Annotated in this window: 17 protein-coding genes, 1 tRNA gene and 1 other RNA gene; 11 read left to right on the top strand and 8 right to left on the bottom strand. The window is 73.9% G+C overall.

What is annotated here, in order from left to right:
* The first annotated feature begins 51 nt into the window (after positions 1 to 51).
* Both GD970_RS01735 and aspA read left to right on the top strand, forming a co-directional pair.
* Positions 52 to 732: a hypothetical protein gene (locus tag GD970_RS01735; protein WP_152200017.1), complete on the top strand. Its 681-nt coding sequence runs from the start codon at positions 52 to 54 to the stop codon at positions 730 to 732.
* Between the two features lie 5 nt (positions 733 to 737).
* Positions 738 to 2,276, top strand: a complete 1,539-nt coding sequence (aspA, locus tag GD970_RS01740; protein ID WP_152200019.1) for an aspartate ammonia-lyase — start codon at positions 738 to 740, stop codon at positions 2,274 to 2,276.
* Between the two features lie 295 nt (positions 2,277 to 2,571).
* Here the strand turns inward: aspA and aceE are convergent, their stop codons facing one another.
* On the bottom strand, positions 2,572 to 5,454 hold the full coding sequence (gene aceE, locus GD970_RS01745) for a pyruvate dehydrogenase (acetyl-transferring), homodimeric type (protein WP_452178926.1): 2,883 nt from the start codon (positions 5,452 to 5,454) through the stop codon (positions 2,572 to 2,574).
* A 243-nt stretch (positions 5,455 to 5,697) separates the two neighbouring features.
* On the opposite strand from aceE, the gene GD970_RS01750 reads away from it, so the two are divergent.
* The 6 genes from GD970_RS01750 to GD970_RS01775 all read left to right on the top strand — a co-directional run bounded on the left by GD970_RS01750 (position 5,698) and on the right by GD970_RS01775 (position 10,115).
* Entirely contained in the window at positions 5,698 to 6,120 is a 423-nt protein-coding gene (locus GD970_RS01750) for a DUF3052 domain-containing protein (RefSeq protein WP_226925073.1), read from the top strand.
* A complete protein-coding gene (locus GD970_RS01755) occupies positions 6,121 to 6,615 on the top strand; it encodes a peroxiredoxin (protein ID WP_405002552.1) in 495 nt (164 codons plus the stop codon). It begins immediately after the preceding gene.
* 120 nt (positions 6,616 to 6,735) lie between these two features.
* Positions 6,736 to 6,812 (top strand) — tRNA-Val (locus GD970_RS01760).
* Between the two features lie 122 nt (positions 6,813 to 6,934).
* A complete protein-coding gene (locus GD970_RS01765) occupies positions 6,935 to 8,107 on the top strand; it encodes a Nif3-like dinuclear metal center hexameric protein (protein WP_152200026.1) in 1,173 nt (390 codons plus the stop codon).
* Positions 8,104 to 8,844: a zinc ribbon domain-containing protein gene (locus GD970_RS01770; RefSeq protein WP_152200029.1), complete on the top strand. Its 741-nt coding sequence runs from the start codon at positions 8,104 to 8,106 to the stop codon at positions 8,842 to 8,844. The genes GD970_RS01765 and GD970_RS01770 overlap by 4 nt, the downstream gene beginning before the upstream one ends.
* Complete coding sequence (locus tag GD970_RS01775; protein WP_226925075.1) at positions 8,841 to 10,115, top strand: bifunctional RNase H/acid phosphatase; 1,275 nt, start codon at positions 8,841 to 8,843, stop codon at positions 10,113 to 10,115. Before GD970_RS01770 ends, GD970_RS01775 begins: the two co-directional genes overlap by 4 nt.
* Positions 10,116 to 10,151: 36 nt before the next feature.
* Here the strand turns inward: GD970_RS01775 and GD970_RS01780 are convergent, their stop codons facing one another.
* Positions 10,152 to 10,664: a hypothetical protein gene (locus GD970_RS01780; RefSeq protein WP_152200031.1), complete on the bottom strand. Its 513-nt coding sequence runs from the start codon at positions 10,662 to 10,664 to the stop codon at positions 10,152 to 10,154.
* A 184-nt stretch (positions 10,665 to 10,848) separates the two neighbouring features.
* Positions 10,849 to 11,646 (bottom strand): YaaA family protein, encoded by a 798-nt coding sequence (locus GD970_RS01785; protein WP_152200033.1) that lies wholly within the window; start codon positions 11,644 to 11,646, stop codon positions 10,849 to 10,851.
* A gap of 176 nt (positions 11,647 to 11,822) precedes the next feature.
* Here GD970_RS01785 and rnpB point away from each other — a divergent pair.
* An RNA gene (gene rnpB / locus GD970_RS01790) (RNase P RNA component class A) lies at positions 11,823 to 12,205 on the top strand.
* A gap of 80 nt (positions 12,206 to 12,285) precedes the next feature.
* Here the strand turns inward: rnpB and GD970_RS01795 are convergent.
* The 3 genes from GD970_RS01795 to map all read right to left on the bottom strand — a co-directional run bounded on the left by GD970_RS01795 (position 12,286) and on the right by map (position 14,300).
* Complete coding sequence (locus tag GD970_RS01795) at positions 12,286 to 12,498, bottom strand: PspC domain-containing protein (RefSeq protein WP_152200035.1); 213 nt, start codon at positions 12,496 to 12,498, stop codon at positions 12,286 to 12,288.
* 114 nt (positions 12,499 to 12,612) lie between these two features.
* Positions 12,613 to 13,416 carry a polyphosphate--glucose phosphotransferase gene (ppgK, locus tag GD970_RS01800; RefSeq protein WP_282958495.1) on the bottom strand — a complete coding sequence of 268 codons (804 nt, stop codon included), beginning with the start codon at positions 13,414 to 13,416 and terminating at the stop codon, positions 12,613 to 12,615.
* Positions 13,413 to 14,300 carry a type I methionyl aminopeptidase gene (gene map / locus GD970_RS01805; RefSeq protein WP_152200038.1) on the bottom strand — a complete coding sequence of 296 codons (888 nt, stop codon included), beginning with the start codon at positions 14,298 to 14,300 and terminating at the stop codon, positions 13,413 to 13,415. The genes ppgK and map overlap by 4 nt, the downstream gene beginning before the upstream one ends.
* 66 nt (positions 14,301 to 14,366) lie before the next feature.
* Here map and GD970_RS01810 point away from each other — a divergent pair, with 66 nt between their 5' ends.
* Positions 14,367 to 14,561, top strand: a complete 195-nt coding sequence (locus GD970_RS01810) for an SPOR domain-containing protein (RefSeq protein ID WP_152200040.1) — start codon at positions 14,367 to 14,369, stop codon at positions 14,559 to 14,561.
* A gap of 63 nt (positions 14,562 to 14,624) precedes the next feature.
* Here GD970_RS01810 and panB read toward each other — a convergent pair whose 3' ends face one another.
* Together panB and GD970_RS01820 are read right to left on the bottom strand one after the other, a co-directional pair.
* The gene (gene panB, locus GD970_RS01815) at positions 14,625 to 15,506 is read right to left on the bottom strand and encodes a 3-methyl-2-oxobutanoate hydroxymethyltransferase (RefSeq protein ID WP_152200042.1); all 882 of its coding nucleotides are present in this window, start codon (positions 15,504 to 15,506) and stop codon (positions 14,625 to 14,627) included.
* 70 nt (positions 15,507 to 15,576) lie between these two features.
* Positions 15,577 to 17,298 carry an NAD+ synthase gene (locus tag GD970_RS01820; protein WP_152200044.1) on the bottom strand — a complete coding sequence of 574 codons (1,722 nt, stop codon included), beginning with the start codon at positions 17,296 to 17,298 and terminating at the stop codon, positions 15,577 to 15,579.
* Between the two features lie 175 nt (positions 17,299 to 17,473).
* On the opposite strand from GD970_RS01820, the gene glnA reads away from it, so the two are divergent.
* A complete protein-coding gene (gene glnA / locus GD970_RS01825) occupies positions 17,474 to 18,811 on the top strand; it encodes a type I glutamate--ammonia ligase (protein WP_152200046.1) in 1,338 nt (445 codons plus the stop codon).
* Positions 18,812 to 18,813 lie beyond the last annotated feature (2 nt).

Raw genomic sequence — 18,813 nt, forward strand, 5'->3', positions numbered from 1 at the left:
CGCGGAAGAATCGCGCGGCGAGCCTGGGAGGGAGCGGATATGGTCGTCGGCATGGCTCTCCTTGACCGACTCCGTGCCTTGCTGTCGAGAAAGAAGCCGGGGCACCTGGTCGGTGCCCGGCGCCCGTCGGCGGTGTCGCGCCCGGCCGACGCGCCGCGCGAGGACGCGCTGCGGGCCCGCCTCATCGAGGACCCCAACGACATCGAGGCCTTCAAGGCCCTGGCCGAGCTGGTGCGCCGCCGCGCCGCCGGTGTGGGCCCCGCCGACCCGCTCACCGCCGAGCAGCTGCCGCCCGACGTGCGCCGCGCCTCCGACCTCGCCGTCTGGGCGCTGGCCGAGGAGATCGCCGGCAACCCGCGCGCCTGGTACGCCCTGGTCGAGCTCGGCCGGCTCTCGCTCGAGAACGACCACGAGGGCGCGATGCGGCGCCTGGCCGGGGCGTGCGAGCGGGAGAACACCGGCCGCGCCCTGGCCGAGAGCATCAAGATGCTGCGCGAGGCGGGCCAGCCCGGCGAGGCGCTCGGGCTCGGGGTGGGCCACTGGGCCCCCAAGGACAACATCGTCGAGGCCGGCCGCCAGGTGGTGCTCGCCGCCATCGAGGCGGGCCGCCCCATGGACGCCCGCCGGCACCTGCGGGAGCTGAGCACCTCGCGCGACCAGGCCGGCGCCGCCGCCGCCGTCACGGAGCTCGAGCCGCTGGTGGCCGAGGCCGAGGTCGGCCACGGGGTCTGAGGGACATGGACGCCCGACCGGGCGCCACCGGCACGCGCCCCGGCGCGCCGCGCACCGCGGCGCCCGCGGCCGGCGCCGCCGTCCGGGTCGAGGAGGACCTGCTCGGGCCCCGGGAGGTCCCCGCCGACGCCTACTACGGCGTCCACACCGTCCGCGCCGTGGAGAACTTCCAGTTCTCCTCCCAGCGCATCAGCGACATCCCGCAGTTCGTGCGCGCCATGGTGGAGGTCAAGAAGGCCGCCGCGCTGGCGAACAAGGACCTGGGCACCGTCCCGCCGGAGATCGCCGACGCGATCACGGCCGCCTGCGACGACGTCCTCCTCCGCGGGCGCTGCCTCGACCAGTTCCCGGTGGACGTCTTCCAGGGCGGCGCGGGCACCAGCGTCAACATGAACACCAACGAGGTGATCGCCAACCTCGCGCTGGAGCACCTCGGCCTGCCCAAGGGGCGCTACGACGTCGTCAACCCCAACGACCACGTCAACAAGAGCCAGTCCACCAACGACGCCTACCCGACCGGGCTGCGCATCGCCCTGTACCGGGCCGTCGACGGGCTCATGGCGGAGCTCGAGCGGCTCGCGCTGGCGCTCGGCGACAAGGCCGAGGAGTTCGCGGACGTCCTGAAGATGGGCCGCACCCAGCTCCAGGACGCGGTGCCGATGACGCTGGGGCAGGAGTTCACCGCCTTCGCCGTCGTCCTGGCCGAGGAGCTGCGCCAGCTGCGCCACGCCCGGGCGCTTCTGCTCGAGGTCAACCTCGGGGCCACCGCCATCGGCACGGGGCTGAACACCCCCGAGGGCTACGCGCAGCGGGCCGTCACCCGGCTCGCCGAGGTGACCGGGCTGCCGGTGGTGCCCGCCGAGAACCTCATCGAGGCCACCTCCGACGCCGGCGCGTACGTCTCCATGCACGCCGCGGCCAAGCGCACGGCCGTGAAGCTCGGGAAGATCTGCAACGACCTGCGGCTGCTGTCCTCCGGGCCGCGGGCGGGGCTGGGGGAGATCAACCTGCCCGAGCGGCAGGCCGGCTCCTCGATCATGCCCGCGAAGGTCAACCCGGTCATCCCCGAGGTCGTCAACCAGGTCTGCTTCAAGGTCTTCGGCAACGACGTCACGGTGACGATGGCCGCCGAGGCCGGGCAGCTGCAGCTCAACGTCATGGAGCCGGTCATCGCCCAGGCGCTGTTCGAGACGATCGCGCTGCTCAGCCGGGCCTGCGAGACGCTGCGCGAGAAGTGCGTCGTGGGGATCACCGCGAACCCGGACGTCACCCGGCAGGACGTGCTCGACTCCATCGGCATCGTCACCTTCCTCAACCCCATCATCGGCCACCACAACGGCGACCTCGTGGGGCGCGAGTGCGCGCGCACCGGCAAGGGGGTGCGTGAGGTCGTGCTGGAGATGGGGCTGCTCACCGAGGAGCAGCTCGACGAGATCCTCTCCCCGGCCAACCTCATGCGCCCGCAGTACCGCGGCCGGCACTACGAGGGGCAGGACCCCACCACCCCCACCCGCGCCGGCGGCGAGACGTCAACTCGCGCGTGAGGCGTCAAGTTGGTCGTGAGGCGTCAAGTTGGTCGTGAGGCGTCAAATTGGTCGTGAGACGTCAACTCGGTCGCGAGAGGTCGCTCAAGCCCAGGGGTTGACGAGCGCCGACGTCGCAGGGCTGCGCTCGCCGGCTGCCACGCGCGCACCGAGAAGTCTCACGCACCATGTGACGCCTCACGCACCACTTGACGTCTCGCGCACTACTTGACGTCTCGCGGGTGCTTGGGGTGCGGGACGGGGGAGCCCCGCCGGTCCAAGACCGGCGGGGCTCCCCGTCATCCGTGCGGCGCCGTCAGGCGTCGCCGCCCGCGGTGCCGGACTCGCCGGCGTGGACGTTGAACAGGTCGTACTTCTCGATCGCCTGGCGCGAGATGTCGCGGTCGATCTCGCCACGGTCGGCCAGCGCCTGCAGGGCCCGCACCGCCATCGAGTGGGCGTCGATGTGAAGGTGGCGCCGGGCCGCCGGGCGGGTGTCGGAGAACCCGAACCCGTCGGCGCCGAGGGTGTAGTAGTCGCCCGGGACCCACTGGCGGATCGAGTCCTGCACCTGGTGCTCGAAGTCGCTGGTGGCCACGTACGGGCCGCCGGCGTCGCGCAGCTTGGCGGTGACGTAGGCCTCCCGGCGCTCCTCCTCCGGGTGGAGGAAGTTGTGCCGCTCGGCCTCGATCCCGTCGCGGCGCAGCTCGTACCAGCTGGTCACCGACCACACGCCGGCCCGGACGCCCCAGTCGTTGGCGAGGAGCTCGCGGGCGTGCAGCGCCCACGGCACCCCGACCCCGGAGGCGAGGAGCTGGACCCGCGGCCCGTCGCCGTCGGGCTCGGCCAGGCGGTAGATGCCCTTGAGGATGCCCTCGACGTCGACGTCCTCCGGCTCGCCGGGCTGGCGCATCGGCTCGTTGTACACCGTGAGGTAGTACATGACGTCCGGGTCGCGCGGGTCCTCGCCGTACATCCGCTGCAGGCCGTCCTTGACGATGTGGCGGATCTCGTAGGCGTAGGCCGGGTCGTAGTGGACGATCGCGGGGTTGGTCGAGGCCAGCACGGGGGAGTGGCCGTCCATGTGCTGGGTGCCCTCGCCGGCCAGGGTGGTCTTGCCCGCCGTCGCACCGATGATGAAGCCCCGGGCCAGCTGGTCGGCGGCCGCCCAGAACTGGTCGCCCGTCCGCTGGAACCCGAACATCGAGTAGAAGATGTACACCGGGATCATCGGCTCGCCGAGGGTGGCGTAGGACGTGCCGACGACCTGCATCGCCGCGGCCGAGCCGGCCTCGTTGATGCCGGTGTGGAGGATCTGCCCCTGCTCGGACTCCTTGTAGCTGAGCATGAGGTCGGCGTCCACGGAGGTGTAGTTCTGCCCGTGAGTGTTGAAGATCTTCGCCGTCGGGAAGATCGAGTCCAGGCCGAAGGTGCGCGCCTCGTCGGGGATGATCGGCACGAACCGCTTGCCGATCTCCTTGTCCTTCATCAGCTCCTTGAGGAGCCGGACGAAGGCCATCGTGGTGGCCACCTCCTGCTGGCCCGAGCCCTTGGCGAGGATCTGGTAGGGCTTGTCGTCCGGCAGGGTGAGCGTCTTGCTGGGGTCGCGCCGCTCGGGGAGGAACCCGCCCAGCGCGCGGCGCCGCTCGAGCATGTACTGCAGCGTCTGGTCGTCCTCGGCGGGGCGGTAGTACGGCGCGTTGTACGGGTCCTCGAGCTGCTCGTCGGAGATCGGGATACCCAGGGAGTCCCGGAGCATCTTGAGGTCCGTGGTCTTCATCTTCTTCATCTGGTGCGTGGAGTTGCGCCCCGCGAAGCTCGGACCCAGGCCGTAGCCCTTGACCGTGTGCGCCAGGATCACCGTCGGCTGACCGGTGTGCTCGGTGGCGGCCTTGTAGGCGGCGTAGATCTTGCGGTAGTCGTGCCCGCCGCGCTTGAGCGCCCAGATCTCGTCGTCGCTCATGTTGGCCACGAGCGCCTTGGTGCGCGGGTCGCGGCCGAAGAAGTGCTCGCGCACGTACGCGCCGTCGTTCGCCTTGTAGGTCTGGTAGTCGCCGTCGGGCGTCTCGTTCATGAGGTTGACGAGCGCGCGGTCCTTGTCGGCGTTGAGCAGGGCGTCCCACTCACGGCCCCAGATGACCTTGATGACGTTCCAGCCCGCGCCGCGGAACTGGGCCTCGAGCTCCTGGATGATCTTGCCGTTGCCGCGCACCGGGCCGTCGAGGCGCTGGAGGTTGCAGTTGATGACGAAGGTGAGGTTGTCCAGGTTCTGCCACGAGGCGAGCTGCAGCATGCCGCGCGACTCCGGCTCGTCCATCTCGCCGTCGCCGAGGAAGGCCCACACCCGCTGCTGGGAGGTGTCCTTGATCCCGCGGTCGTGCATGTAGCGGTTGACCCACGCCTGGTAGATCGCCTCGGCCGGGCCCAGGCCCATGGAGACGGTCGGGAACTCCCAGAAGTCCGGCATGCGCCGGGGGTGGGGGTAGGACGGCAGGCCCCGGCCGGCCGGGTCGTGGGAGTACTCCTGGCGGAAGCCGTCCAGGTCCTTCTCGGTGAGCCGGCCCTCGAGGAAGGCGCGCGCGTAGTTGCCGGGGGAGGCATGGCCCTGGAAGAAGACCTGGTCCCCGCCGCCCGGGTGGTCCTTCCCACGGAAGAAGTGGTTGAAGCCCACCTCGTAGAGCGTGGCGAGCGAGGCGTAGGAGGAGATGTGACCGCCGACGGAGACGCTGGGCCGCTGCGCGCGCGTCACCATGACGGCGGCGTTCCACCGGATCCAGCCGCGGTACTTGCGCTCGACCGCCTCGTCACCGGGGAAGTACGGCTCCTCGTGCACGCCGATGGTGTTGACGTACGGGGTCGTCACGGGGTTCGGGATGGCGACGGACCGCTCGCGGGCGCGCTTGAGCAGGTTGAGCAGGATGTACCGCGCGCGCGGGCCGCCTCGCTCGTCGATGAGACCGTCGAGCGACTCGAGCCACTCCCTGGTCTCCTCGCTGTCGATGTCCCCTACCTGGCTGAGCAGTCCGTTGATCAGGGGCGAGGACTCGGTTCGTGCACTCACGCGTTCCCTCTTCTCACTTCTGGCGGCGACGGTGGCGCACGGTGCGGCGCACCGCCGTTCAGGGTAGGACCATTGTCCGCCCTTGACCTCACAAGAGGCCAACCTTGGGCAGGCGTGGGGGTGTGAGGCTGCCGACATCAGCCGCGCACGCCGGTTCGCTTGCCGAACCACGGGGGCCGTCCCTGCCAGCCTGTCACGGAAAGCCGCCGACGGCGCGGGCCCGCGGGACACGCATGAGACGCGACGTCGGCGTGGTGCACGGACATGTGCGCTTGCGGGGGCTGTCCCCGCTACGGTGGGCTAGACCACACACATGCGGTCCCGGGCGCCCGTCCGGACCGCCGGGACGGGGCCGTGGCCCCAGGGAAAGGCAGGACACACGTGGCAGTCAGCGCGGCGGGAGCCGGCAGCAGGTTCGGCTTCACCACCGGGCAGGTGATCCAGGAGTTCGGCTACGACGACGACGTCGACCCCCGCGTCCGTGAGGAGATCGAGGAGGCCACCGGCAACGAGCTCGTGGACGAGGACTACGGGGACGTCTGCGACGGCACCCTGATCTGGTGGCGCGAGGACGACGCCGAGCAGGAGGACCTCACCGACCTGCTCGTCGACGCCCAGGCCAACCTCGAGGACGGCGGCGGGCTCATCTGGGTCCTCACCCCCAAGCCCGGCCGCCCCGGGCACGTGCGCCCCTCCGACATCGAGGAGGCCGCCCGCACCGCGGGCATGCACGCCACCTCGGCCGCCGCGGTGGCCGACGCGTGGTCGGGCATCCGCATCGCCTCGCGCAGCCGGGTGCGCTGAGTGACGGCGACGACGCAGGACGGCGCGGTGCACGGCCCGACCGCCGTCGCGCCCGGGCGGGCGGCGCCGGACTTCGAGCTGCCCGACACCCACGGCACGCCGGTGCGCCTGAGCGCCCTGCGCGGCACGCCGGTGACGCTGGTGTTCTTCCCGTTCGTCTTCTCGGGCATCTGCACCAGCGAGCTGTGCGAGCTGCGCGACAACCTCGCCGACTTCACCGCCCGGGGCGTGCGGCTGCTCGGGGTCTCCACCGACGCGATGTTCGCCCAGCGGGCCTGGGCCGAGGCGGAGGGCTTCGGCTTCGACCTGCTCTCGGACTTCTGGCCGCACGGGGCGGTCGCCCGCGCCTACGGGGTGCTCGACGAGGGCAGCGGGCACGCGCTGCGAGGCAGCTTCCTCATCGACGCGGACGGCGTGGTGCGCTGGAGCGTGGTCAACCCGCGCGGGCAGGCCCGCGACCTGGCGGCCTACCGCGCGGCGCTGGACAGCCTGTAGCCGGGCGCCGGCGGAGCGCCTGCAGCGCCGCGGGTGCGCGGCCCGGGCGCGCCGGTGCTCTACGCTGTCCGGGGCGTCCCCCCGGCGCGCGTCCGCATCGGCGCGCCGGACGCGCCCCTCGGGCCTGTAGCTCAGTTGGTCAGAGCGCCGCGCTTACACCGCGGAGGTCGTCGGTTCGAGACCGGCCGGGCCCACCATCACCGCCGCGCGCGACGCCCCGCGGGCGATCGCGCGCGGGCGGTGGAGCCACCACCGCGGGTGTCGACACCGGCGGCATCGACCACGAGCCACGCCCGGGCCCGCCGGTAGGCTCGCCGCCATGCCCCTCTCCCTCGCCGACGTCGTCGGCCTCCTCGAGCGCCGTTACCCGCCCGCCACCGCCGAGGGCTGGGACGCCGTCGGCCTGGTGGCCGGCGACCCGGGCGACCCGGTCAGCAAGGTGATGCTCGCCGTCGACCCCACCGAGGAGGTCGCCGAGGAGGCGCTCGCGTGGGGCGCGGACCTGCTCGTCACCCACCACCCGCTCTACCTGCGCGGCACCTCCTCGGTCGCCGCCACCACGCCCAAGGGGCGCGTGGTCCACCGCCTGCTGGCCGGCGGCTGTGCCCTGTACGCCGCGCACACCAACGCCGACGCCGCCGCCGACGGCGTGGCCGAGGCCCTGGCCGACGCCGTCGGGCTGGGCGAGACCCGGCCGATCCAGCCGCTGGCCGGCGGCGCCCTGGACACCCTGGTGGTGTTCGTCCCGCGCTCGGACACCCAGCGACTTCTCGACGCCCTCGCCGAGGCCGGCGCCGGTCGCCTGGGCGAGTACGAGCGGGCCGCGTTCACGTCCCCGGGCACCGGCACCTTCCGCCCGCTCGACAGCGCCCGGCCGGCGATCGGGCAGGTCGGGCAGGTGGAGGAGGTCGCCGAGGACCGGCTCGAGATCGTGCTGCCCCGCGAGCGGCGCGCCGCGGTCCTCGCCGCGCTGCGCGCCGCCCACCCCTACGAGCAGCCCGCCTACACCCTCGTCGCCCAGGCCACCGAGGAGGCCGCCACCGGCACCGGCCGCATCGGCGACCTGCCCGCGCCGATGACCCTGCGGGACTTCGCCCAGCGGGTGGCCGCCGTCCTGCCGGCCACCCCGCAGGGGATCCGGGTGGGCGGGGACCTCGACGCCGAGGTGCGCACGGTCGCCGTGTGCGGGGGCGCCGGGGACTCCCTGCTGGCCCAGGTGCGCCGCCTCGGCGCGGACGTCTACCTCACCGCGGACCTGCGCCACCACCCGGCCTCCGAGCACCTTGCCGGCGGGCGCCCCTACCTCGTCGACGCGACGCACTGGGCCAGCGAGTGGCCCTGGCTGCCGCGCGCCGCGGACCGGCTGCGCGCGGACGCGGCGGCGCGCGGCACTAGGTTGGACCTGCGGGTCTCCACCCGGGTCACCGACCCCTGGACCCTGCACCTGCCCCAACAGCACAGCGAGCACACGCACGAAGGAGCACGCCCGTGACCACCGCCCCCGTGAAGGACCAACGCCGGCTCCTCGACCTCCAGGCGCTGGACACCCGCGCCGCGAAGCTCGCCCACCAGCGTCGCACGCTGCCCGTGCTGGCCACCCTCGCCGAGCTCGAGGGGCGCGCCGAGGACCTGCACCGCGCCCAGGTGGAGGCCAAGACCCTCGCCTCGGACACCCGCCGCGAGCTCGCCAAGGCCGAGGCCGACGTCGAGCAGGTGCGCTCCCGGGCCGCCCGCCACCAGGCCAAGCTCGACGCCGGCACCGGGCTGTCCCGCGAGCTGGTGGCCCTGCAGGACGAGGTCGCCCAGCTCGCCAAGCGCCAGGCCGTGCTCGAGGAGGTCCAGCTCGAGGTCATGGAGCGCCTGGAGGCGGCCGAGGCCCGGGTGGCCGAGCTCGACATGCAGGAGAAGGCCGTCACCGCCGACGTCGAGCGGCACGCCGCCGACCGCGACGCCCAGTTCGCCACGATCGACGCCGAGCTGGCCGACGTCACCGCCGAGCGGGCGCGGGTGGCCGACGAGATCGGCGAGGAGCTCCTCGACCTGTACGAGTACGCCCGCCGCCGCACCGGCGGCCTCGGCGCCGTGGCGCTGCACGGGCACCGCACCGACGGCTCCCAGGTGGACTTCTCGCTCAGCGAGCTCGCCGCCATCGACGCCGCCGCCCCCGAGGAGGTGCTCACCTCCGAGGAGCACGGCTACGTGCTCGTGCGCCTGGACGACGCGACGTGAGCGCCGCGGGGGAGCAGGGCGACCTGTTCGCCCCGCCGGCGCCGCCCTCCGGCGCCACCCGTCGCCTCCTCGTCGAGACCGACGGCGGCTCCCGCGGCAACCCCGGCCCGGGCGGCTACGGCGCGGTCGTGCGCGACGCCGCCACCGGGCGGCTGCTGGCCGAGCGGGCCGCCTACCTCGGCGTGGTGTCCAACAACGTCGCCGAGTACACCGGCCTGGTCAACGGCCTGCGTGCCGCCGCCGAGATCGACCCCGGCGCCGCGGTCGAGGTGCGCGCCGACTCCCGGCTCGTGGTCGAGCAGATGAGCGGGCGCTGGAAGATCAAGCATGCCGAGCTGGGCCGTCTCGCCGAGGAGGCCCGCCGCGCGTTCGACCCCGCCCGGGTGCGCTACACCTGGGTGCCCCGCGCCCAGAACACCGCCGCCGACGCCCTCGCCAACGCCGTCATGGACTCCCGGGGCCAGATCGCCCGCGACCACGCCGCCGGCCCGGCGGTGCCCGGCGAGCCCGGCGTGGTCGAGGCGCCCGGCCGGGGTGCCGCGTCCGAGGCACGCGTGGCGGCCGCCGCCAACACCCCGCGCAGCTCGGGCACGCCGCTGCCCCGGGCGACGGGCGCGCCGGCCACCCTGGTGCTCGTGCGCCACGGCGTCACCGCGCTGACGGAGACCGGGCGCTACTCCGGCGGGGACACCGCGGGTCCGCCGCTCAGCGACCTCGGACGCGCCCAGGCCGCCCGCGCCGCCGCCCTGCTGAAGCGGGTGGGCGACGACGTCTGGCCCGATCTGCCCACCCCGGGCGCCGTCGTCGCCTCGCCGATGGCGCGCGCCCGGGAGACCGGCACTGCCCTGGCCGGGGCGCTGGGCGTGCCGCTCCGCACCGACGAGCGGTTCGCCGAGTGCCGGTTCGGGGACTGGGACGGGCTCACGGTGCCCGAGATCGAGGCCGGCTGGCCGGGCGGGCTGCTCGCCTGGGCGACCTCGGCGGACGTGCGCCCGCCGGGCGGGGAGTCCCTGCGCGACGTCGGGGCCCGGGTGGCCCGCGGGCTGCGCGACCTGGCCGACCACCAGGGCGCGACCGTCGCGCTGGCCGCCCACACCGTCGTCATCCGGGCCGCGGTCGGGCTCGTGGCCCGCATGGCCCCGGGGCACTGGTCCGCCGTGCGGATCCCGCCGGCCTCGCTGACGATCGTGCGGCTGTGGCCCGACGTCGACGCCGACGGCCATCTCGTCGGCGACCTCACCGTCGTGGGTTGCCCGTCCGAGCTGGCCTGACCCGCGCCCCTCGCCCGTGGGCGCTGCGCGGGGGGCTCAGGCGAAGACGGTCACCCAGAGGTTCCAGCTGCGCTCGGCCAGCTGCTCGGGGGTGTAGTGGAAGGTGTGCTCGCGGGCGGGAATCCCGGTGCCGCGCAGACGCAGGGTGTAGGCGTCGGACTGCGGCACGTCGATGAGCTCGACGGTCCACAGGCACCCGTTCTTGGACGGCTGCCCGGCGCCCTTGACGACCCGGCTGTCGACGACCGCGCCGTCGGCGTCCAGGAGCGCGACCTCGGTGCCGTCGAAGAAGGAGCCGGCGTAGTCCTCCGCCGAGCAGCTCTCGTCGGTGGGGGAACCGGCGTCGGTGATGGCGACCGTCAGCGCACCCGGGGACTCGTGCCCGGAGACCACCGAGCTGGTGACCACGGTGACGGTGGCCAGGAGCGCCACCAGCGCGCCGCCGAGCGCCGCCAGCCGCCTCCGGGGACGCCGCGGCTTCCCGCCACCCGCTGCGCCCGCCACGTCCGTGCTCACCGCCGGGTCGCCCTGGACCCCGACCGTCGACATTGTTCCTCCCCGTCGCCACCCGTCTCGGCAGGCCTGCCCTGCCTTGACCGATGTGCCCATTTTATGGCATGGGCGTCCACTACCGGTGCCCAGGAGGGCCCCCGCGCAGGCGGGTGCGCAAACTCACACGACCCCGCGCACGGCTGCCCCGGCACGGACGCGCTCGGGCGGCGTCCGGGGCGGGTCAGCCGCGCTCGACGAGGGTGAGGGTCCGGCGCCCGCGGGTCACCGGGCCCAGCTCGACGGCGTGCACCGCGCCGGTGCCCTGCGTGGGGGAGCGGGTGAGCTCCTCGGCGGCGCCGGCGAGGGCCTCGGCGGTGCGCGGCGGGCGGCCCGGGCGGGTGAGCAGGTGGTGGGTGAGGACGCCGCGGGCGTGCTTGGCGTTGTGCGAGACGACCTGGCGCCGCCCGCCGTGCTCACGGACCACCTGCACCACGACGTGCTCGGCGTCGGCCGGCGGGTGCCAGGCGGCGGCGTAGGCGGCGGAGCGGCAGTCGACGACGACGTCGCCCGCGGCCCGCTCGTCGAGCACGCCCCCGAGCTGGGCGCGCCAGAACGTGCCGAGCTTGCCGAGTCCGGGCAGGTCCACGCCCATCGACAGCCGGTAGGCCGGGACCGCGTCGGCCGGGGCGAGCACGCCCCACAGGCCGGAGAAGATGCGCACGCCCTCGCGGGCCCGGCGCAGCGCCGTGCCGCGCAGCCCGGCGAGGCCGGCCGCGGCGTAGAGCACCCCGGTGTAGACGGTGGCGGCCGGGGCGGCGGGGGCCGTGCGGAGGTCGAGGTTGCGCCGGACCTCGTCGGCGACCTTGGCGCCCACGCCGAGCACGGCCGCGGCGTCGGGACGGGCGGAGGCCCGCTCGAGGGCCGTCAGGACCCGTTCGCGGGCGGGCGTGAGAGCGGTGCCGCTGAGCTCGGAGAGGTCGACCGGCGCGCCGCGGGTGGGCGCCGTCTTGCCCTCGGAGGGCGGGAGGAGCACGAGCACCGAGGGATGCTAACGCCCGGCCGCGGTCCGAAACGGACATGGCTCGCCCGGTGGACAGGCGGAGGGCGGGCTGGTCGCGGCCGCCTGCCGCCGGGCGGTCGTCACCCCTGCGCGACGACGGGCCGGTCGCCGTCGTCGGTTCCCGAGGCGGGGGCCCGGTAGACTGTCCGCGCGGATGAGTCGGCCAGGCGGTCGCGTCGTCCCGGCCTGGCCGGGGCGCCGAGGAACGTCCGGGCTCCGCAGGGCAGGGTGGTGGGTAACGCCCACCCGGGGTGACCCGCGGGACAGTGCCACAGAAAGCAGACCGCCCTCCTGGTCCGCCAGGAGGGTAAGGGTGAAACGGTGGTGTAAGAGACCACCAGCGCGGCGGGTGACCGTCGTGGCTCGGTAAACCCCACCCGGAGCAAGACCAGACAGCAGGCGTTCGAGGGCGGCCCGCCCGAGCCTGCGGGTAGGTCGCTGGAGGCGTGCGGCAACGCACGTCCTAGATGGATGGCCGCCCCCGGGGCCCGGTGACGGGCCCCGGCGACAGAACCCGGCGTATCGGCCGACTCATCCGCCCTCGTCGGGCGCGGCCCTCCGGCGAGGGGCGCCGCACCGCGGGAGCGAGGCGCGGAACGCCTGTCCGTCGGTCGCGGCTCAGTACTCGTTCGGCATGAGGATCCACAGGATCGGGTAGACGATCAGCTGGCTCCCCGGCAGGACCATCAGCAGCAGGATGAACAGCAGGCGCGTGGCCCACGGCCCCAGGCCGAACCGGCGGCCCAGGCCGGCGCAGACGCCGGCGATGATGCGGGTGTCGCGGGGACGGACGAGTCCCTGACGGCGGAAGGTGGAGTGCACGTCGGCCACGGTGAGGCCCTTTCAGGTGCGTCGGTGTGCTTGTCGGTACCACCGTCCCGCACCGCGGCCGCGCGCACATCAGGGACGCCCCTGGTTCACCCCCTGATCCTCGGGGCGCACCCCTCAGCGGTGTCCGGCCGCCGCGAGCCGGGCGGCGCCGACGATCCCGGCGCTGTTGCGCAGCGCCGCCGCGACGATCGGCGCCCGGGTGCGCAGCAGGGGCAGGAACTTGTCGTGCTTCTTGCTCACCCCGCCGCCGACGACGATCAGGTCGGGGGAGAAGAGCATCTCCACCGTCTCGTAGAAGCGCTGCAGCCGCGCGGCCCACTCCTCCCAGCCGAGGCCCTCGCGCTCCTTGACGGCGGAGGAGGCCCGGCGCTCGGCGTCCTCGCCGTCGATCTCGAGGTGCCCGAGCTCGGTGTTGGGCACGAGCACGCCGTCGACGACGAGGGCCGAGCCGATCCCGGTGCCCAGCGTGGTCACGAGCACCACCCCGGGCACGCCGCGGGCGGCGCCGAAGGCGACCTCGGCCACGCCGGCGGCGTCGGCGTCGTTGACCGCGATGACCGGCCGGCCGGTGGCCTCGCTCATCAGCGCCGGGACGTCCACGCCCGTCCAGGACTGGTGGAGGTTGGCGATGAACGACACCTTGCCGTGCTTGATGGGCGCGGGGAAGGTCAGCCCGAGCGGCACGTCCGCCGGCAGGTCGAACCCGGCGACGAGCTCGGCCACGGTCGCGGCCACGGCCGCCGGCGTGGACGGGCTGGGCGTGGGGATGCGCACCCGCTCGGCGGTGAGCTCGCCGCTGGTCAGGTCCACCGGGGCGCCCTTGATGCCCGAGCCGCCGATGTCGATGCCGAAGGCGAGGGGCACGCCTCGGCCAAGCCGCCCGTCCTGCGCCGCCTCCGTGCGCTCCGCGGTGCTCACGGCAGCGTGAGGATCTCGGCGCCGTCCTCGGTCACCACGATGGTGTGCTCCCACTGGGCGGTGCGCGAACGGTCCTTGGTCAGCACGGTCCAGCCGTCGTCCCACTGCTCCCACTCGATGGTGCCGAGGGTGAGCATCGGCTCGATGGTGAACACCATGCCGGGCCGGATGAGGTCGTCGTAGCGGGGGGCGGAGTCGTAGTGCGGGATGATCAGGCCCGAGTGGAAGGCCTCGCCCACGCCGTGGCCGGTGAAGTCGCGGACGACGCCGTAGTCGAAGCGCCGCGCGTAGGCCTCGATGACCCGGCCGATGACGTTGACCGCGCGGCCGGGCTTGACCGCCCGGATCCCGCGCATCATCGCCTCCTTGGTCCGCTCGACCAGCAGGCGCGACTCCTCGTCGACGTCGCCGACGAGGAACATGGCGTTGAGGTCCCCGTGGACGCCGTCCTTGTACGCGGTGACGTCGACGTTGAGGATGTCGCCGTCGTTGAGCACCGTGGAGTCCGGGATGCCGTGGCAGATGACCTCGTTGACCGAGGTGCACAGCGACTTGGTGAAGCCCATGTACCCCAGCGTCGAGGGGTAGGCGCCGTGGTCGATCATGAACTCGTGCCCGATGGCGTCCAGCTCGTCGGTGGTCACCCCGGGCCGGACGTGCCGGCCGACCTCCTCGAGCGCCTGCGCGGCGATCTGGGAGGCGCGCCGGATCCGCTCGATCGTCTCCGGCGACTTCACCTCGGAGGCGGTCACCCGCTCCGGTCCCGTGCGGCCGACGTACTCCGGACGGGGGATGGAGGCCGGGACGGGGCGCATCGGACTGACGACGCCCTTGGTGAGGGTGCCGCGCGGGGCGCGGTCGGCGAGCATGGTGGTGTCGGGCATGGGCTGAGTCTACGGACCGGCCCGCCCGTGGGACGATCGGGCGGGGACGACGAGAGGAAGCGCGCGATGACCGAGTTCTACTACAACCTCGCGACCGGCGAGATCGAGGAGGGCAAGGTCCACGGCGCGACCACGCGCATGGGCCCGTACCCGACGGCGGAGGCCGCCCGGGCCGCCCTCGCCCACGCCCAGGAGCGCAACGCCGCCTGGGACGCCGCCGACGCGAAGTGGCAGGAGGACGACGACGTCGACGCCGGCTGACCCGGCCCGCCGGCGGCGCTCCTCCGGGCGCCGCGCCGCCGGCGCTGCAGCGGTGCTCGCGCCTCAGCGCTCGTAGGTGTGCTCCGGGGCGGGGAAGGCCCGCTCCCGCACGGCCCGGGCGTACGCGCGGGTGGCCCGGTAGAGCTCGGCGCCGACCTCCCCGAAGCGCTGGGCGAAGCGGGGGGACCAGCCGGTCATCCCGGCCATGTCCGTCCAGACCAGCACCTGCCCGTCGCAGCCGGGCCCGGCGCCGATGCCGATGGTCGGCACCGCCAGCACCTCGGTGACCCGCTCGGCCACCGGCGCGGGCACCATCTCCAGGACGACCGCGACGGCGCCGGCGTCGGCCAGCGCCAGGGCGTCGGCCACGAGCTGCTCGGCCGCGTCGTTGTCGCGGGCCTGCACCCGCTTGCCGCCGAGGAGGTTCTCCGCCTGCGGGGTGAAGCCGAGGTGCCCCACCACCGGGATGCCGGAGCGGGTGAGCAGCCGGACGTGCTCGGCCAGGTGCGCGCCGCCCTCGAACTTCACCGCGTGGGCGCCCGCCTCCTTGAGCATGCGCACCGCGGTGGCCAGGCACTGCTGCGGCGAGGCCTCGTAGGAGCCGAAGGGCAGGTCCGCCACCACCAGGGCGCGGCGGCTGACGCGGGCGACCGCGCGCACCGCGGGGATCATCTCGTCGACCGTCACCGGGATCGTCGTGGGGTGGCCGAGCATGTTGTCGCCGATGGAGTCGCCCACGAGCAGGATGTCGATCCCGGCCTCGTCGAAGATCCGCGCCGTGACGGCGTCGTACGCGGTGAGCATCGTCAGCGCCTCGCCGCGCTCCTTGGCCTGGCGCAGGTGGTGCACCCGCACCCGCTTGGGCACGGGGACGCCCTCGGCGGCGGGCGGCGCGGCAGGGGAGGTGGGCGCGCCGGCGCTGTCCGGGCGGTCGGTGTCGGTCATGTTCTCGCTCTCCGGTCGGTGGTTCGGGCGCGACGGCGCGGCCGCGGCGGGGATGGGGGCTGGGGGCCGCTCAGGGGGCGTCCACCGGGCGGGGCTGGACGCCGTCGGGGGTGGCCGCGTCCACCGGCCCGGACGCCACCGCGGCGAGCTGCTCGCGCCAGCGGCTGGTCACCGGCAGGCGCCGGTCGCGGCCGAAGGCCAGGGCGGTGACCTTGGGGCCCAGGGGGTACTGGCGCCGCTTCCACTCGGCGCGGTCGACCAGGGTGAGCACCAGCTCCACCGTGGCCGGGTCGAACCCGGAGGCCAGCAGCTCCGCCCGGCCCAGGCTGCGCTCGACGTAGCCCTCGAGGACGTCGTCGAGCAGGTCGTACTCGGGCAGGGAGTCGGAGTCCTGCTGGCCCGGGCGCAGCTCGGCCGAGGGCGCCTTGGTGATCGAGGACCACGGGATGGGCTCGGTCTGGCCGGCGGCCTGCGCGGCCTCGTTGCGCCAGCGGGCCAGCTCCCACACCTGGGTCTTGAGCACGTCCTTGATGGGCGCGAAGCCCCCGACGGCGTCGCCGTAGATGGTCGAGTACCCCACGGCGAGCTCGCTCTTGTTGCCGGTGGCCAGCACGAGCGGGCCCTCGGCGTTGGAGACCGCCATGAGGATCACCCCGCGCATGCGGGCCTGGAGGTTCTCCGCGGCGATGCCGCTCAGGTGCAGCTCGCCCTCGAAGGCGTCGACCATGGGCGCGATCGGCTGGACGCGGTAGTCCAGCCCGATGCGCGCGGCGAGGTCGGCGGCGTCGTCGCGGGAGTGCTCGGAGGAGTACCGCGAGGGCATGGAGACGCCGACGACGTTCTCCGCGCCGACGGCGTCGGCCGCGACGGCCGCGACCAGGGCCGAGTCGATCCCGCCGGACAGCCCGAGGACCACGGAGCGGAAGCCGTTCTTGACCACGTAGTCGCGCAGCCCGAGCACGACGGCCCGGTACATCTGCTCGGTGTCGCCCTGCCGGGCCGGCACGGTGTACCCGGCCGGGGCGACCGGCGCGGCACCGGCGCCGGGCAGCTCGACGACCAGCTGGTCCTCGACGAAGCCGCGCGCCGCGCCCACCAGCTCGCCGGCGGCGTCGACGACGAAGGAGTGGCCGTCGAAGACGAGGTCGTCCTGCGCGCCGACGAGGTTGACGTAGAACAGCGGGCAGCCCAGCTGGGCGGCGCGGTCGCAGGCCAGGCGCCGGCGCACCTCGCCCTTGCCGTGCTCGTAGGGGGAGCCGTTGAGCACCAGCAGGGCGTCCAGGCCCATGCCGGCCATCGCGGCCACCGGCCCGCCCTCCTGCCAGATGTCCTCGCAGATGACCAGGCCCAGCCGCTGCCCGGCAACCTCGAGCACCACCGGCTCGGCGCCGGCGGCGAAGATGCGGTACTCGTCGAAGACGCCGTAGTTGGGCAGGTGGTGCTTGGTGTAGACCAGCGCGACCCGCCCCCCGCGCAGCACGGCGGCGGTGTTGGTGGGCCGCCCGTCGGCCGCGGTGCCCAGGGAGCCGACGACGACGTGCCGCTCGCCGTGGCCGTCCTCGGCCAGCTCCGCGGCGAGCTGGACCAGCCGGGCGGCGGCGGCGCGCTGGAAGGAGCCGCGCAGCGCGAGGTCCTCGATGGGGTAACCGGTCAGCACCATCTCGGGCAGCAGCACGACGTCCGCCCCGGCCGCGGCGGCGTCGGCGACGGCGCGGCGCACGACGGCGGCGTTCCCGTCGAGATCGCCGACGGTGGCGTTGACCTGGGCCAGGGCGATGCGAAGCGGTGCCATGGCGTCAGCCTATTGCCGACGGCAGACATCCTTCGCGGCGGGCCACACGCCGGGCGGCGTCGCTCCCGCCCGGGCCGGGTGCGCCATGATGGTGCGGTGCGGCACCGCCGGCCGCACCCGACCGCCGTCGCGGGTCGCTGGACCCGCCGGCACGCGCGCAGCCAGGGAGTGGCCGATGGACAAGCAGCAGGAGTACGTGCTCAGGACGATCGAGGAGCGCGACGTCCGGTTCATCCGGCTGTGGTTCACCGACGTCCTGGGCACGCTCAAGTCCGTCGCCATCGCCCCCGCCGAGCTGGAGCAGGCCTTCGCCGAGGGCATCGGCTTCGACGGGTCGGCCATCGAGGGGCTCACCCGGGTGTACGAGGCGGACATGCTGGTCAAGCCGGACCCCGCCACGTTCCAGATCCTGCCCTGGCGGGGGGAGGAGAACTCCGTGGCGCGGATGTTCTGCGACGTGCTCACCCCGACAGGCGAGCCGGCCCGCTCCGACCCGCGCAACGTGCTCAAGCGGGCGCTGGCCAAGGCCGCCGACGCCGGCTTCACCTTCTACACGCACCCTGAGATCGAGTTCTACCTCTTCGAGCGCCCCCAGCGCCCCGACGACCCGCTGGTGCCGATCGACACCGCCGGCTACTTCGACCACGTCGCGCGCGGGACGGCGCACGACTTCCGCCGCGACGCCATCACGACCCTGGAGTCCATGGGCATCTCGGTGGAGTTCTCCCACCACGAGGCCGGCCCCGGGCAGAACGAGATCGACCTGCGCTACGCCGACGCGCTGAGCATGGCCGACAACATCCAGACCTTCCGCACGGTGGTCAAGGAGGTCGCGCTCCAGCAGGACGTGCTCGCCACCTTCATGCCCAAGCCGCTGGTCGACGCCCCGGGCTCGGGCATGCACACGCACCTGTCGCTGTTCGAGGGCGACCGGAACGCCTTCTACGACCCCTCGGGCCGCTACCAGCTCTCCGACACCGCCCGGGCGTTCATCGCGGGCCTGCTGCGCCACGCCGGGGAGATCACCGCGGTGACCAACCAGTACGTCAACTCCTACAAGCGGCTGTGGGGCGGCGGGGAGGCACCCAGCTACGTGTGCTGGGGCCACAACAACCGCTCGGCACTGGTGCGGGTGCCGCTGTACAAGCCGGAGAAGGGCGGCTCGGCCCGCATCGAGTACCGCGCGCTGGACTCCGCGGCCAACCCCTACCTCGCCTTCGCGGTCCTCCTCGCCGCCGGCCTCAAGGGCGTGCAGGAGGGCTACGAGCTGCCCGAGGGCGCCGACGACGACGTGTTCGCCATGAGCAGGGCCGAGCGGCGCGCGCTGGGCATCCAGGAGCTGCCCAACTCCCTGCACGAGGCCATCCAGATCATGGAGCGGTCCGAGCTCCTGGCCGACACGCTCGGCGAGGACACCTTCGAGTACTTCGTGCGGAACAAGCTCACCGAGTGGGAGGAGTACCGCAGCCAGGTCACGCAGTTCGAGCTGCGCCGGTTCATCCCGGCGCTGTGACC

Source organism: Georgenia thermotolerans (assembly GCF_009193185.1).
Lineage (GTDB): Bacteria > Actinomycetota > Actinomycetes > Actinomycetales > Actinomycetaceae > Georgenia > Georgenia thermotolerans.

What these genes read in the sequence shown, in the direction of transcription:
- GD970_RS01735 (WP_152200017.1), top strand. Translation starts at nt 52, where the DNA reads ATGGCTCTCCTTGACCGACTCCGTGCCTTGCTGTCGAGAAAGAAGCCG.
- GD970_RS01810 (WP_152200040.1), top strand. Translation starts at nt 14,367, where the DNA reads ATGACCGAGTTCTACTACAACCTCGCGACCGGCGAGATCGAGGAGGGC.
- aspA (WP_152200019.1), top strand. Translation starts at nt 738, where the DNA reads ATGGACGCCCGACCGGGCGCCACCGGCACGCGCCCCGGCGCGCCGCGC.
- glnA (WP_152200046.1), top strand. Translation starts at nt 17,474, where the DNA reads ATGGACAAGCAGCAGGAGTACGTGCTCAGGACGATCGAGGAGCGCGAC.
- map (WP_152200038.1), bottom strand. Translation starts at nt 14,300, where the DNA reads ATGCCCGACACCACCATGCTCGCCGACCGCGCCCCGCGCGGCACCCTC.
- panB (WP_152200042.1), bottom strand. Translation starts at nt 15,506, where the DNA reads ATGACCGACACCGACCGCCCGGACAGCGCCGGCGCGCCCACCTCCCCT.
- aceE (WP_452178926.1), bottom strand. Translation starts at nt 5,454, where the DNA reads ATGTCGGCAGCCTCACACCCCCACGCCTGCCCAAGGTTGGCCTCTTGT.
- GD970_RS01765 (WP_152200026.1), top strand. Translation starts at nt 6,935, where the DNA reads ATGCCCCTCTCCCTCGCCGACGTCGTCGGCCTCCTCGAGCGCCGTTAC.
- GD970_RS01780 (WP_152200031.1), bottom strand. Translation starts at nt 10,664, where the DNA reads ATGTCGACGGTCGGGGTCCAGGGCGACCCGGCGGTGAGCACGGACGTG.
- GD970_RS01820 (WP_152200044.1), bottom strand. Translation starts at nt 17,298, where the DNA reads ATGGCACCGCTTCGCATCGCCCTGGCCCAGGTCAACGCCACCGTCGGC.